This is a genomic window from Vreelandella lionensis (assembly GCF_044543515.1).
Taxonomy (GTDB): domain Bacteria; phylum Pseudomonadota; class Gammaproteobacteria; order Pseudomonadales; family Halomonadaceae; genus Vreelandella; species Vreelandella lionensis.
In genome coordinates this window covers 36,572-49,818 of the sequence record NZ_JBITWC010000007.1, presented here as the reverse complement: position 1 = coordinate 49,818, position 13,247 = coordinate 36,572, and the positions used below count along the sequence as shown (strand labels likewise).

Genomic DNA, 13,247 nt, shown 5'->3' with positions numbered 1-13,247 from the left:
ATTAAAAAAAGCGGCCTTTTGCGATAGCGAAAAGGCCGCTCGTCACACTTTTTATCTATTCGCTTTATCTATCCGCTTCTTTAGCCTCTCTCACCGGCCACACATCCTCATCCACCAACTCTGGATTTTTAAGTATGGCGGGGTCGAACAGCGGTTCCTCAATGCCCTGGCGACGCTGGCGCTCGTAATCCTTCAACACCGAGACCGCAATCGGTGCCATCAGTAGAATGGCAAACAGGTTGGTGGTGGCCATTAGCCCCATGGCTAGGTCGGCAAAGTCCCAGACCACGCTGAGTTCGGCAACAGAACCTAGCAATACCATGGCGAGGATAATGATCTTAAACACACCGACCGCTTTTTTGGCGTGGTGGCGGAACAGGTATTCAATGTTCACAGAAGAGAACGAGAAGTTCGCCAGAATGGAGGTAAAGGCAAAGAACAGAATCGCGATAGCGATAAAGATCTCACCAAAGCCCCCCAGATGATCCACCATGGCATCTTGGGTGAGCTGAATGCCTTCGATACTCTCCCCCGGCGACTCGGACAGCAGCCGCTCGTATACACCAGAGAGTAGAATTACCACCGCTGTGCAGCTACAAATCACGATGGTATCGACAAAGACCCCAAAGGATTGCACCAGCCCTTGGGCCGCTGGATGCTTCACGGTGGCCTGGGCGGCTGCGTTCGGGGTCGAGCCCATACCGGCTTCGTTAGAGAAAAGACCGCGCTTGATGCCGTTTTCCATGGCGGCTTTGATGGCATAGCCTGCCGCGCCACCGACCGCCGGGCCTAAGCCAAAAGCGCTCATGACGATCAATGACAGCATGTCGGGCACGGCGGAGAGGTTGGCAAACAGAATCCATAGCGCCACCAGCAGATAGGCAATCGCCATCACCGGCACGATCTTCTCGGCCGTACGTGCTACCGATTTCAGGCCGCCATAGATGACGACACCGGCCAGTGCCGCAATCACCACACCGGTCACCCAGTTGGGAATGCCAAAGGCGCCGCTCATGCCCTGGGCAATGGTATTGGATTGCGCCGCGTTGAATGCCAGCCCATAGGCAATGATCAAGAACACCGCAAACAGTGAACCAAGCCAGCGCCAACCCAGGCAACGTTCGATATAGAACGCAGGACCACCGCGAAAGACGCCATCTTCATGGCGGTGCTTATACACCTGCGCTAACGTCGATTCGATAAACGACGTTGCAAACCCCAATAGCGCGGTCACCCACATCCAAAAGATCGCACCTGGCCCGCCAATCCATAGCGCTAGAGCAACCCCCGCCAAATTACCGGTACCGACCCGTGCGGCCATGGAAGTCGCGAACGCCTGAAAGCCACTAATGCCATCCCCTGCCCCGCGGGCGGTAAAGGTCACGTGGGCCATGTGCCGAAACAGACGAAACTGCATACCACGTGTCATGACCGTGAACAGCAGGCCTGCACCCAGCAACAGGTAAACAAGAATATAGCTCCAGATAAAGTTGCTGACGGGCATCATGACTGCATATAAACCATCACGAAGTGGCCCTAGCACTGTTTCTAATAATTCCATCGCCTATCACTCCCTGTGGTTGTATGAGCAACTGTTATCGTCACAGGTAGGAGTGTAGCTAGGTTATAGAGCAGCGCGTCATTTCAGCCCTTATTCGCCCACAGTGACCACCCAATCAGGCCGAAACAGCGACGGCGAAAACTCCTCCGGGTAACCACCCGGGTTGGCGATGACGCGCGTGCCGCTGTGCCTTGTATCCACCGGCTCGTGGACGTGGCCGTGAATCCAAAGATCCATCTTGCCCATCAGTTGCGGGAGGTGGGAGGCAAAGGCGGGTGAGAGCGCGTCGCCTATGTACTGCTCGGGAATGCAACCGTGCAGCGGGGCATGATGGCTCACCACTACGCGGGGGCCATCGAAAGGCTGTTGAAGCTCGCGACCCAACCACTCTATCGCCTCACAGTGCATGTCTTGGCTGGCTGGGGGCGTGAACACTTGGCCGGGAGCCGTGGTAATGATGCGAAAATCGGGCATATAGCGCAGCGCTTTCGCTTCGGTATCTAAGGGGTTGCGGGTAGGGTCGTCGGCATAGAGCGCAAAATCTGTCCAGAGCGTTGTGCCGTAAAAGCGTACTCCGCCAATGGTCACGCTACGATTATCCAGCAGCTCAATATCATACCGAGCGGCTTCTAGTGCTAACTCTTGGCGCAGCAGCGGCATGCAGGTGCCGTAGAACTCATGGTTACCCGGCACGTAGAGAATCGGCAGGTCGGAAAACTGCTGCCGCGCCCATGCCAGCCCTTCTGCTCTGCGATGAATATCCCCTGCCAACACCACCACATCCGCCTCGGCAGGCGGCAGTTCGCGGTGTCCGTCAAAATGTTCTAAATGAAGATCGGATAAGACTCTTAAGCGCATAGAACGTCTCTCATGGTGCTTACATGGGCTTGAGATTAAGCCGTTAATAGGCAAGGCGAGCGATAAATTGGCGGGCAAACTCGACCACCACGGCTTTGGCTTCCCGGTGAGGAATATGACCGATGCCGGGTAACATTTCGCAGTGAGCGGGACCTTGGGTATAGCGGGCAATACGCTCTGGCTGACGATGAGACCCGTACTCGTCTTTTTCGCCATGCAGCACGAGTGACGGGCACTGTACTTTTTCAAGCGCAGGGATGAGTGACCACTCTGCAAACGCGGGGCTTAGCCATGTGTCCACCCAGGCGTTGAGTACCCAGCGGGCTTTGTCGCCGTGGTACCTGGCCAGCTTGGCGAACTGTTCCGGCGCCTGAAAGGCAACGTTTGCCTCCTCAATCCCCTGCCGTGTGCGGTTTTCGTTAAACGCTTGGGCAGCAATGGTCACCAGCCCTTGGCACTGATCCGGGTAACCCCCAGCACAGTGCACCGCCATGCACCCCCCAACGCTATGGCCCAGGGCGATAAAGCGTTTGATTTGGTAGGCCTCGCGTAGTGCTGCAAAGCTTCCCGTGGGTTCATCGTCGATAAAACTGAGCGGCAGAGGCGTTGGATACGCATCGGAGCGGCCAAAGCCAAGCCGGTCGTAAGCAATAACCCGTTGTCGCGTTGCGGCGCAGAGCGCCGCGGGAAAGCTGCGCCATAGATCTACACAGCCAAGGGAGTCGTGAAACAGCACAATAGGGACATCCGAACGAGTGCTGCCTGATTCCCAAGTCCGCGTAAATATTCGACCACTGGTTGTATTCACCCAGCGGTCATGGTGATGAATAGCCGACGTTAGCGTCATAGCATTGCTCTTAATGTTGTCAGTTTGTCATGAGCCACTGCCAACATAGCATGCGACAAGCCGCTAGCGTTTTAAGAAGTTACTTTTGACTAAGTGAACCACCTCGTCCATGCGCCCGCTCAATACGGCTTTAGCAGAGTAGAGCGCTGTTGAAGCGACCTGCCCGGCCTCTACCTTGGGAGGCATCACCAGCTCCATGGGGTTCACCACCACATCTAATAAGGCAGGCCCCGGCTGGGCAAGCCACTGGCTAATCGCTACATCCAACTCGGCCTCCTGCTCGACCCGGCGCCCCCATAACCCCATGGCGGTGGCGACCTCGCCAAAGTTGGGGTTTTTAAGCTCCGTGTAAGCATCGAGCAACCCTTCTACTTTTTGCTCTAACTCTACAAAACTTAGAGAGCTGTTGTTATACACCACAATTTTTAGCGGAATTTGCTGCTGCACTAAGGTCAATAAATCCCCCATCAGCATGGTTAACCCGCCATCTCCGCACATGGCAATCACTTGGCGGTGGGGATACGCCAACTGTATCCCCAACGCCTGAGGATACGCATTGGCCATGGTGCCGTGCTGCAAACTCGCCAGGGTGCGCCGCTGCTGGGAGGCGCGAATATGGCGCAGCATCCATACGTTGACGCTGCCGGTATCAGCCGTAAAAAAGGCATTCTCCGCCGCGTGGCGGTCAATGGCCAACGTCAGCTCTTGTGGGTGAATCACTTGGCTATCGCGGCTTTGATGGGCCGATTTTTCCAACGATTTGGCGTAGCGCTTGCGACACTTCTCTAGCCAGTGGCTGCGCGTATTCTCCTTAACAACTTGAGTGAGCGCCTCGCAGGTATCCCGCGTGCTGCCGACGATGCCTACGTCCACCGGATAGCGTTTGCCGATATGCGTAGGGTCTTGGTCCACCTGAATAATCGTCGCACGCTCTGGGTAGAACTGGCTAAACGCAAAATTACAGCCGAGTAGCAGCAAGGTGTCGCACTCGGCAACCGCGTGATAGCCGCCTTCCAGGCCATACACGCCCGTCATGCCAACGTGATAAGGGTTGTCGTGCTCTATGAAATCCTTCGCCCGAGAGGTCCAGGCAATCGGGGCCTGCAGTTTTTCCGCCAGGGCGATCACCTGTTCCCGCGCATCCTCGCAGCCAGCGCCGGCAAAAATAGTGATGTTGCCGCCTTTATTGAGCTGCTCGACGGCGGGCACCAGCGCTTGTGCCGTTGGCCGTAGCGAGTAGCTAAACCGATGCGTGCGATAGCCCAACTGATTATCCGGCGTTTGCGTCATCACATCGCCCGGTACGATCAGCACCGCAACGCCGCGCTTGGCGAGCGCCGCCTGGGCGGCTAAAGCGGCCATACGGCGCGCCTGCTCGGCAGAGACAACGGTTTCACAAAACACGCTGTACTGTTTGAAAATGGCGCTTTGATCGACTTCCTGGGGAAATTGGCTACCGGTATCACTGAGCCCAATTTGCGAGGCGATTAGCACCACGGGAGAGCCATTACGGTGGGCATCAAACAACCCGTTCACAAAATGCAGGCTACCGGGGCCGCAGGAACCTGCGCATAACGCTAGCTCCTGGGTCATATACGCCTCGCCACCGGCTGCAAAACCACCCACTTCTTCATGACGGACGCCAATCCACTGGATATCGCTTTGCCGTAAAGCGTCCGTAAAGTGATTCAAAGTATCACCCACCACGCCGTAACAACGCTTTGCAGCGTTTCGACGATGATTTCAGCGACATTTGTGCTCATGTGCGACTCCTTTCGCAGGGGAAAATGAACAGATCAGCCTGTCAAGGCTAGCTGCAGATGGGATATTTTGCTGGGTAGTCTTCATATCCCAAGCATTATGCTGCAGCGCAGCAAGAAAGGGACTACACTGTTGAGTGTTGTCCCACAGGAGGACCATGTGATGACAATCATGAAGGCAATCCCAGCACGTAATGATGAAGTGCTCGCGTTTTGGCAATGTCAGGCGCAGTGGCAACGCGCCGCTAATGACGCACTCGCTAACTTTTACTGCTAACGAGCGTTTTCTCGCCTGTTTTACCCCCTATAGACGAAAAGATAACACCCCAAGCCGACGACTGATGTCGGCTTTTTTGTATTATGAAAACCTTTTCCATTCAATAAGCTAGACAGAAGCGGTGCTTTTTTTATCCCATTTTGTAAGCTATTTCTTACGCGCCATGGCATATCACTTACATCTTTTGGACTAGCCACGCCTTGCTAAAGCGCCTAATATTCATATCACAGCTATTTTACTGCATTGCACAACGCAAACTGTGTATAACAAAAATGATTCCTCTACCCCTGTACCAGGAGTGTTCGCCATGAAAAATGCCGCTACTCAGCAACCGGCCATGGAAGTCGATGTTATGGAAGTGTGGGCAAAACGTGCTCAGCAGCAGCGCGCTGCCTTTGATGCTCTGGCAGCGTACATGCGTCAGCAATAAAGCACCTTCCGTGCCCCGGTGGGCAACATGTTACCCACCGGGGTGCTGTGGTCATCTCATCATTAGCCCCAACCGCCCTCTTCCTCTGGCTGCGGGCCTAGCTGAGCTAAATAGGTGTCTTGCAGAATATACATTCGCTTCACATCACGGTATTTGCCGTTGATGAAAAACTCCTGCACTAAATGTCCTTCTTCTATAAACCCACTCTCCTCGTAGAGGTGGATCGCTTTTACATTCTGGACCGCCACAATCAGGTAGACCTTATGGAGGTTGAGAATCGTAAACGAGTAGTGCAACGCCTGACGAATGAGCGAGCGAGCAAACCCTTTGCCTTGATGTTCAGGTGTAATAATGATTTGAAACTCGGCGCTGCGATGGATGTAATCAATTTCAATCAGCTCTACTAAGCCAATCGCTTCCCCGCTGCTGTCTTCGGCAACAAAACGCCGCTCCGCATTGTCGTGAATATGCTTGTTATACAGCTCCTCAAGCTCATCAAACGACTCATAAGGCTCTTCAAACCAGTACGACATAATGCTCTGATTATTGTTGAGCTCATGCACAAAGCGCAGATCGTTACGCTCTAGAGCACGTAAAAACAGGGTGGGGCTCATGAAAACACTCACTTATCAATTACATAATGCTCACCAGCAGGCAAGACGCACCTGCTGACAAAACACACATTCATCCATATTCGTAGTGTAGCGGTTTACTTACCGATAGGTGATTGGCCAGACACTACCGCTGAAATGAGAATAGCGCGCTTAACGGGTGCTGACGGCCTTCAATGAGCGCGCGCAGCAGTTGTGCGCCTATCATGCTGTAGGTAATGCCGTTGCCACCATAGGCCATGGCAAAATGTACCCGTGGCCCTAGCGCCTCATGAGGCCCGAAATAGGGTAAACCGTCGTCCGTTTCCGCAAAGGTGCCGCCCCAACAAAACGTCGGGTTGATCTTTAAACCCGGCCAGAGCGTTTCCACCTTTGCGGCCAGCGTCTGGGCTTTTTCCATCACACGCGCATCCCGGCGCTCCGGAATATCTTCCTCATCATCTTCACCGCCGATGAGCAGCCGCCCATCCTGGGTAGAGCGTAAGTAGAGATATGGCCGCGCCGACTCCCACACCAGGGTATGGCTTAGCTTGCCCAGCACATCAAGTGGCAACGGGTCAGTGACAAACGCGTAGCTGCTGCGATTTTCGGCTACCTGTTCAGGCAACCACGACTGGCTCTCGTAACCCGCTGCGATAATCACCTGTTGGCAGCGCAGCGTCGCTCCGTTGCGCAAGATCACCTCGACACCCTCGGCGTTCGGCTCAAGCCGCTCGACCTGTGTGCGATCAAACACACCTCCGCCACGCCGCACCACATTCTCCAGCAGATGATACGCCATACGGTAAGGGTCGATGCTGGCGGCCAGCGAGGAAAGAATCGCCCCTGGGGCTGAAAAACCGTAGCCGGATTCAAGCGCACGCTGGTCAAGCCAGACAACGTCAAAGCCAAAGCGCTTGCGCATCGCAAGCTCCGCTTTCAAGGCCGCTACATCGCCGTCATGACTGGCGAAATAGAGGCTCTCTTGACGGCTAAACGCCACATTGCCAAGTTCCGCTGCGAGTCGCTCCAGTGAATGAATCGCTTCGGCACAGCTGCGATAAGCCATCACCGCATTGGCCTCCCCGTACTGCTCGGCCAAGTGCACCATGTGGGTATCAATCTCGTACTGCAGCAGCGCCGTACTGGCCGCAGAACTGCCCCACCCTACGTCCCTGCGTTCAAGTACCACGACTTGATGACCGTGGCGACTTAGCTCGTCGGCAATTAACGCTCCCGTAATACCGCCACCGATAATCACCGTTTCCGTTTGGTGATCGTGGGTAAGCTGCGGGAAAGCCGTTAACAGACCATTTTTCACCGTCCAAAACGGGTAACCACTTTTAAGATCCATCTAATTGCCTATGCTAGGTTGCCATGCGGTAGGAGTTGGTTATACAAACGATGATCAATGTTTGCGATAGCCATGTTTGCGATAGCTATGTCTGCGATAACCATAGCTGTTAATATCCATAGTGCCCTGTTCGGGAGGGCCGCCGGGAGAGAATCATATGATTGATTTACGTAGCGATACGGTGACACGCCCTACCGCCGCCATGCGCGACGCCATGATGTCGGCGCCGCTAGGAGACGATGTGTGGGGCGACGACCCGACGGTGAATGCCTTTCAAGCCACGTTGGCCGAGCGAGCTGGTAAGGAAGCCGCGCTGCTATTCCCCAGCGGCACCCAGAGCAACCTGGTGGGATTAATGGCCCACTGCGAGCGAGGCGATGAATATATCGTGGGCCAGAGCGCCCACACCTATCGCTATGAAGGGGGCGGTGCCGCCGTATTGGGCAGCATTCAGCCGCAGCCGATTGAAAACGCCCCAGATGGCAGCCTGCCGTTAGAAAAAATCGCCGCTGCCGTGAAAGCCGACGATTTTCACTTTGCTCGTACCCGGCTCTTGGCGCTGGAAAACACCATTGGCGGCAAAGTACTGCCGACCGAATACGTTCAGCAGGCCACCGAGCTTGCACACGCACACGGGCTGGCTACTCACTTGGACGGCGCCCGGCTCTTCAATGCCGTTGTCGCAACGGACACCTCATTAAAGCAGCTTTGCCAGCCCTTCGACAGCGTTTCACTATGCTTTTCGAAAGGGTTAGGCACGCCGATGGGTTCGGCACTGGTGGGCTCTCAGGCATTGATCGACCGCGCTCGGCGCTGGCGTAAAGTAGTGGGAGGCGGAATGCGCCAGGCAGGTATTATTGCCGCCGCCTGCCAGCACGCGCTGGATCACCATGTAGCGGATTTGGCACACGATCACCGCCGTGCGGCCCGCTTGGCGGAAGGCTTGGCCGCCTTTCCCGCCATCGAGGTGACCTCACAGGCCACCAATATGGTGTTTGTTCAGATCGACAAAGCGCATGTCGCGCCGCTGGCCGCTTGGCTTAAAGAGCATGGCGTACTGATAGAGCTGCTCTACGCCACGCGTATGGTGGTGCATCGTGATATCAGCGACAGCGATATTGAGCAGGTATTAGATATCATCAAGCGCTACTTCGATCAGGTGTAACGCGTCAATCAACCCCTACAACAGCGCCGAGCCGAGTGCGAGGTGCACCGCGATGGCAGCCATCATCAGGCCAATCAGCCCATCGATGGTGCGCCAAGCGCCGGGGCGAGAGAGCCAGGGCGACAGCGCCGCCCCGCCCCAGGCCAGCAAGCTAAACCAGAGAATCGAAGCCGTTGACGCTCCGGCAACGAACACACCGGCGCTCTCCTGCTGAGCGCCAATGGCGGGAATTAACAGCAGCGTATCGAGGTAGACTTGCGGGTTAAGCACCGTGACTGCCAACGTAGCCAATAACACGCCGCGTAAGCTGCGCGCTTTGGCACTGTTGGCTTTTAAACCTTCGCGGCCGCTGGCAGCGCGCCATAGTGCCTGTGCGGCCAGCCAGCTCAAAAACAGCACGCCTACCCAGCGCATGGCTTCCATGGCATTGGGCATGGTGAGCAAAAACGCGCTGGCACCAAACATACCGGCCGTGAGCAGGATGATATCCGCGCTAATACACAGCCCCGCCGACCACCAGTGATACTCGCGGCGAATGGCCAGCCCCAGCACATAGGCGTTCTGCGCCCCAATCGCCATGATAATGCCGCCGCAAACCACTAAGCCCGTTAGATAGCTTTCCCACATCGCCACTCGCCTTATGCTTGAGTAAAGAAGGCGCTAGGGTAAGGGAAAGCATACATAACGAAAAATCATCCTGCTAATGGTGTATTAGCAAAGCTTATGCACATCGACACTGAGCGCTTATAACCGCCGCAGCCCCCACATAAAGTAGGCCCCACCGATCAGCGAGGCCACTAAGCCTGCGGGAATCTCATAAGGGAACATGATTTGACGGCCTACCCAGTCGGCCAGCACCATCAACAGCATACCAATCAAGGCAGCGCCTACTAAGTGCTGGCGGGCGCGGGAGAAGCCCATTAGCCGAGCCATATGCGGGGCCAACAAGCCAATGAAGGAGAGCGGCCCCACCACTAGCGTGGCGCAGGCGGTGAGCAAGGCGACCAGCAGCAGTAGCGCTAGGCGCGCACGGTTCAGACCAATGCCCAGAGAACGCGCTGTGGCGGTACCCAGCGGCATAATATCTAGCCAGCGGGTGAACGGCAGCGATACCAACGCAAGCCCCGCCGCAATACTGCCTACGAGCAGCGCGCTGCCTACATCCACGTAATAAGTAGAGCCTGCCAACCACGCAATAACCTGCTGGCCGCGCGGGTCACCGCCCGCCAGCAGCACGCTGCGCACCGCATCGAATAGCGCGCTAATCGCTACGCCGCTGAGCAGTAAACGCTCAGGCACAAAGCCACTCTTACGGTTGAGCGCTACCAGCACCAGCAGCGTCGCCAGCGCCCCCAGTGTGCCTATCGCCACCAGCATGGCATTGCTGGGGGCAGGGAGCAGGTAGATGCCTAAAATCAGCGCAATGGCGCAGCCACCGCTGATACCCAGCACTTCGGGGCTCGCCATGGGGTTGGCCGAAAGGCGCTGCAGAATAGTGCCCGCTATTGCCAGCATCAAACCGCTGGCCGCTGCCGCCATCACGCGCGGAAAGCGCCACTCAATCACCCCCCAATTCGTCGGGGCGATGATGCTCCAGCCGTTGGCCCCTTGCCCCACTAAATGGCCCACCACCATGGCTGCCACCAGCGCCAGCAGTAGCCCAGTGGCTAATCGATGGGGCGCGGCATGGCGCGTGATCACCACGCCGGAGGCCTGGGGAGGACGGTCGCCCTGCAGTTTAAGGCGCGGAATTAACCACATCAGTAGCGGTGCGCCTAAGGCGCCCGTCACGGCCCCGGTGGGAATCAGCGTCGCCACCATGCCGGAAAAGCGCTGCAGTAAGAGGTCCGTGGTGGCCAACAGCACGGCGCCTAATAACGTCGACCAGAGCAAGCGCGCACGCAGCGTGCGTGCCCCCGCCATACGCACGATATTGGGAGCCGCTAAACCAATGAAGCCGATAATACCCACCACACTCACCACGCTACCGGTGATAAAGACCGCCAGTCCTAACCCGGCAAAGCGCAAATGCTTCAGCGAAATCCCCAGGCTTTTGGCGCTGGCGTCGTCTAACTCTAAAACGGCCAAAGGACGCAGCAGCAGCCACGCCGCCAAGCCGCAAATGGCTAGCCTGGGAGCCAACGACGCCACGCCATCCCAACCATTTTGCGCCAGGGAGCCAGCCCCCCAAATCAGCAGACCCGCCAGGGTTTCGTGATTGAACAGCAGCAGGGCCGTCGAGAGCGCCCCCAGATAAAGATTGACCACCAACCCCGCCAGCACCACCGCAATGGGCGCCAACCCACGCCGCCACGAGAGTGCAAACACCAGCCCCATAGCGGCAGCGCCACCCAGCAGCGCAATCCACTCACCGCCAATCGCAAGAACGCCAGGGGCCAATAGTGTGGCCACCATCAGTGCCAAGTTAGCGCCCGAGGCAACGCCCAAGGTGGTGGGCGATGCCAGCGGGTTGCGAAGCACCTGCTGCATTAGCACGCCAGCCAGTGCTAGACCACCACCGGCTAATAGCGCAATGGTAAAACGCGGCCACCAAGCGAAGTGCAGCAGCAGCTCATCGACGTTATCGAGCGCGGGAAACAGCAGCGCCTGAACACTCTGCGCGATACCGCCCTGCTGCTGAAGGCTCAGCCCCAGCAGCACCATCAACGGCAAGCTCAGCAGTAAGCAGATATGAGCGGGAGAACGGCGGCCCATCAGATGCATGACAATATCCCGTCAACGAGGACAGCGGAGGCACGAGCAGGCATTGTCATTGGCGCGACCTTGGCAATCGAGGAAACAGAAAATAAATCAAAGGGCGAGATTCTAAATGATAAGTATTCACACTACAATCTTGGCTCCGCCCATTACCGCTAAGTCTCGTTATGAAAGCTGCTCTCTCCTCTACACTGTTGCCCACTGCATGGCGCGACACTCCCCATCATTACGGTGTCGTCAGTCGTCTACTGCACTGGCTCACTGCGCTATTAGTGCTTACTCAGTTTTTTGTCGTGGTCATGTGGCGTGTGTTTGGCGAAACGAGCGTGACGTTAATGCTGTCACGGTTAGCGCCACACGGAGCGATTGGCCTACTGCTATTGGTCATCACCTTAGCGCGATTAGTCTGGTGGTTTAACCAGCGTGGTCAGCGGCCTCGGCAGCTGCGCACGTTACGTGGCCGGCTGGCTAGCGCCGTGCATGGCTTGTTTTATGTGTTGTTGATGCTGATTTCCAGTCTTGGATTAATCAGAAACCACGCCGGCGGCTGGCCACTCAAGGTCTATGGTATTGAGGTGATTCCTGGTGCAGAAAACAACCTCCCAGCGCTTATGCTCCCTGCCGACCTGCTGCACAGCCCTCTTTCTTGGTTACTGCTCCTGCTGGTCGTCGGGCATATCGTGATGGCCATCGCACACAAACGCCTGCCGTTGATGACAAAAGCAGGCGCACGGTCACGGAAAGATTTCTAAATGATAACTATTAACGATACAATACGCTTTTCATTAGCGCGATGTCCGCTTGGCCAGGAGTGACGCATGTTTAACGTTCAGGGTGCCACCTTCGCCATCAACGGCAAGCCCCTTCTTCAACCTATCCACCACACCTTTGAAGAAGGCAAGGTGTATGGCCTGATTGGTCATAACGGTTCTGGCAAATCGACGTTGATTAAGTTGCTGGCCCAGCAGCAGCCCGTCAGTGAGGGCGATATTCACTTCGATCAACGTCCTTTACAGGAGTGGGGCAACCGCGAGTTTGCACGCCAAGTTGCCTACCTGCCCCAGCATCTACCCAGCGCCGAAAATCTCACCGGACGCGAGCTGGTGGCGTTTGGGCGTTACCCCTGGCACGGTCTACTGGGTCGCCATAATCAAACAGATAAAGACGCGATTGAGCGGGCAATTACCCTCACCCACACGGAAGCCTTCGCCGACCGCTTGGTAGATACGCTTTCAGGCGGTGAACGCCAACGGGTGTGGCTCGCTATGCTGATCGCCCAAGGCAGCCGTTTTTTACTGCTGGATGAGCCGCTCGCAGCGCTGGATATCTCCCACCAAATGGAAGTATTGGCGCTGATTCGTAAGCTCTGCGATGAGCTGAATCTGGGCGTGATCATCGTGCTTCACGATATTAATATGGCGTCGCGCTACTGCGATGAACTCATGGCGCTTCACAGCGGCCGCCTGTTGGCCCACGGCACACCCGATGCCTTGATGCAAAGCGCCACACTGGAAGCTATTTACGGGCTGCCTATGCAAGTCATGAAGCATCCTAACGGCGAGCACCGTATTGCTGTGGCTCAATAGACGCTGTCGGCTTGAAGAAGAGTCGTTCTCAATTAACTCTTCAACTGATAAGCATTATCGCTTATGCTGACGCCCTGCCCTCGTGCTCTTATCACGTCTTG

The 13,247-nt window shown here is 56.2% G+C and carries 12 protein-coding genes; 4 read left to right on the top strand and 8 right to left on the bottom strand.

The annotated features are described in order from the left end of the window. Positions 1-64: 64 nt before the first annotated feature. The 4 genes from ACIGG6_RS05830 to ACIGG6_RS05815 all read right to left on the bottom strand — a co-directional run bounded on the left by ACIGG6_RS05830 (position 65) and on the right by ACIGG6_RS05815 (position 4,958). Positions 65-1,561: an alanine/glycine:cation symporter family protein gene (locus tag ACIGG6_RS05830; RefSeq protein ID WP_399843090.1), complete on the bottom strand. Its 1,497-nt coding sequence runs from the start codon at positions 1,559-1,561 to the stop codon at positions 65-67. 90 nt (positions 1,562-1,651) lie between these two features. Next, a complete protein-coding gene (locus ACIGG6_RS05825) occupies positions 1,652-2,419 on the bottom strand; it encodes a metallophosphoesterase (protein WP_399843087.1) in 768 nt (255 codons plus the stop codon). A gap of 43 nt (positions 2,420-2,462) precedes the next feature. Beyond that, complete coding sequence (locus ACIGG6_RS05820) at positions 2,463-3,266, bottom strand: alpha/beta fold hydrolase (protein ID WP_399843084.1); 804 nt, start codon at positions 3,264-3,266, stop codon at positions 2,463-2,465. A gap of 63 nt (positions 3,267-3,329) precedes the next feature. Next, positions 3,330-4,958 carry a thiamine pyrophosphate-dependent enzyme gene (locus tag ACIGG6_RS05815; protein ID WP_399843081.1) on the bottom strand — a complete coding sequence of 543 codons (1,629 nt, stop codon included), beginning with the start codon at positions 4,956-4,958 and terminating at the stop codon, positions 3,330-3,332. 652 nt (positions 4,959-5,610) lie between these two features. Here ACIGG6_RS05815 and ACIGG6_RS05810 point away from each other — a divergent pair. Beyond that, a complete protein-coding gene (locus tag ACIGG6_RS05810) occupies positions 5,611-5,733 on the top strand; it encodes a hypothetical protein (protein ID WP_301282080.1) in 123 nt (40 codons plus the stop codon). A gap of 62 nt (positions 5,734-5,795) precedes the next feature. Here ACIGG6_RS05810 and speG read toward each other — a convergent pair whose 3' ends face one another. Next, positions 5,796-6,347 (bottom strand): spermidine N1-acetyltransferase, encoded by a 552-nt coding sequence (gene speG, locus ACIGG6_RS05805; RefSeq protein ID WP_399843078.1) that lies wholly within the window; start codon positions 6,345-6,347, stop codon positions 5,796-5,798. A 124-nt stretch (positions 6,348-6,471) separates the two neighbouring features. Further along, positions 6,472-7,677, bottom strand: coding sequence for an NAD(P)/FAD-dependent oxidoreductase (locus ACIGG6_RS05800; RefSeq protein ID WP_399843076.1), 1,206 nt, complete (start codon positions 7,675-7,677; stop codon positions 6,472-6,474). A gap of 157 nt (positions 7,678-7,834) precedes the next feature. Between ACIGG6_RS05800 and ltaE the strand changes: the two genes are divergently transcribed. Further along, positions 7,835-8,842 carry a low-specificity L-threonine aldolase gene (ltaE, locus tag ACIGG6_RS05795; RefSeq protein WP_399843073.1) on the top strand — a complete coding sequence of 336 codons (1,008 nt, stop codon included), beginning with the start codon at positions 7,835-7,837 and terminating at the stop codon, positions 8,840-8,842. Positions 8,843-8,857: 15 nt separating this feature from the next. On the opposite strand, the gene ACIGG6_RS05790 is transcribed toward ltaE, so the two are convergent. Both ACIGG6_RS05790 and fhuB read right to left on the bottom strand, forming a co-directional pair. After that, entirely contained in the window at positions 8,858-9,469 is a 612-nt protein-coding gene (locus tag ACIGG6_RS05790) for a LysE/ArgO family amino acid transporter (RefSeq protein ID WP_399843072.1), read from the bottom strand. Positions 9,470-9,586: 117 nt separating this feature from the next. Then, positions 9,587-11,557: a Fe(3+)-hydroxamate ABC transporter permease FhuB gene (fhuB, locus tag ACIGG6_RS05785; RefSeq protein ID WP_399843259.1), complete on the bottom strand. Its 1,971-nt coding sequence runs from the start codon at positions 11,555-11,557 to the stop codon at positions 9,587-9,589. A gap of 170 nt (positions 11,558-11,727) precedes the next feature. On the opposite strand from fhuB, the gene ACIGG6_RS05780 reads away from it, so the two are divergent. Beyond that, positions 11,728-12,312 carry a cytochrome b gene (locus ACIGG6_RS05780; protein ID WP_399843070.1) on the top strand — a complete coding sequence of 195 codons (585 nt, stop codon included), beginning with the start codon at positions 11,728-11,730 and terminating at the stop codon, positions 12,310-12,312. Between the two features lie 66 nt (positions 12,313-12,378). Next, complete coding sequence (locus tag ACIGG6_RS05775; RefSeq protein ID WP_399843067.1) at positions 12,379-13,146, top strand: ATP-binding cassette domain-containing protein; 768 nt, start codon at positions 12,379-12,381, stop codon at positions 13,144-13,146. Positions 13,147-13,247 lie beyond the last annotated feature (101 nt).

What these genes read in the sequence shown, in the direction of transcription:
- ACIGG6_RS05830 (WP_399843090.1), bottom strand. Translation starts at nt 1,561, where the DNA reads ATGGAATTATTAGAAACAGTGCTAGGGCCACTTCGTGATGGTTTATAT.
- ACIGG6_RS05825 (WP_399843087.1), bottom strand. Translation starts at nt 2,419, where the DNA reads ATGCGCTTAAGAGTCTTATCCGATCTTCATTTAGAACATTTTGACGGA.
- ACIGG6_RS05820 (WP_399843084.1), bottom strand. Translation starts at nt 3,266, where the DNA reads ATGACGCTAACGTCGGCTATTCATCACCATGACCGCTGGGTGAATACA.
- ACIGG6_RS05810 (WP_301282080.1), top strand. Translation starts at nt 5,611, where the DNA reads ATGAAAAATGCCGCTACTCAGCAACCGGCCATGGAAGTCGATGTTATG.
- speG (WP_399843078.1), bottom strand. Translation starts at nt 6,347, where the DNA reads ATGAGCCCCACCCTGTTTTTACGTGCTCTAGAGCGTAACGATCTGCGC.
- ACIGG6_RS05800 (WP_399843076.1), bottom strand. Translation starts at nt 7,677, where the DNA reads ATGGATCTTAAAAGTGGTTACCCGTTTTGGACGGTGAAAAATGGTCTG.
- ltaE (WP_399843073.1), top strand. Translation starts at nt 7,835, where the DNA reads ATGATTGATTTACGTAGCGATACGGTGACACGCCCTACCGCCGCCATG.
- ACIGG6_RS05790 (WP_399843072.1), bottom strand. Translation starts at nt 9,469, where the DNA reads ATGTGGGAAAGCTATCTAACGGGCTTAGTGGTTTGCGGCGGCATTATC.
- fhuB (WP_399843259.1), bottom strand. Translation starts at nt 11,557, where the DNA reads ATGGGCCGCCGTTCTCCCGCTCATATCTGCTTACTGCTGAGCTTGCCG.
- ACIGG6_RS05780 (WP_399843070.1), top strand. Translation starts at nt 11,728, where the DNA reads ATGAAAGCTGCTCTCTCCTCTACACTGTTGCCCACTGCATGGCGCGAC.
- ACIGG6_RS05775 (WP_399843067.1), top strand. Translation starts at nt 12,379, where the DNA reads ATGTTTAACGTTCAGGGTGCCACCTTCGCCATCAACGGCAAGCCCCTT.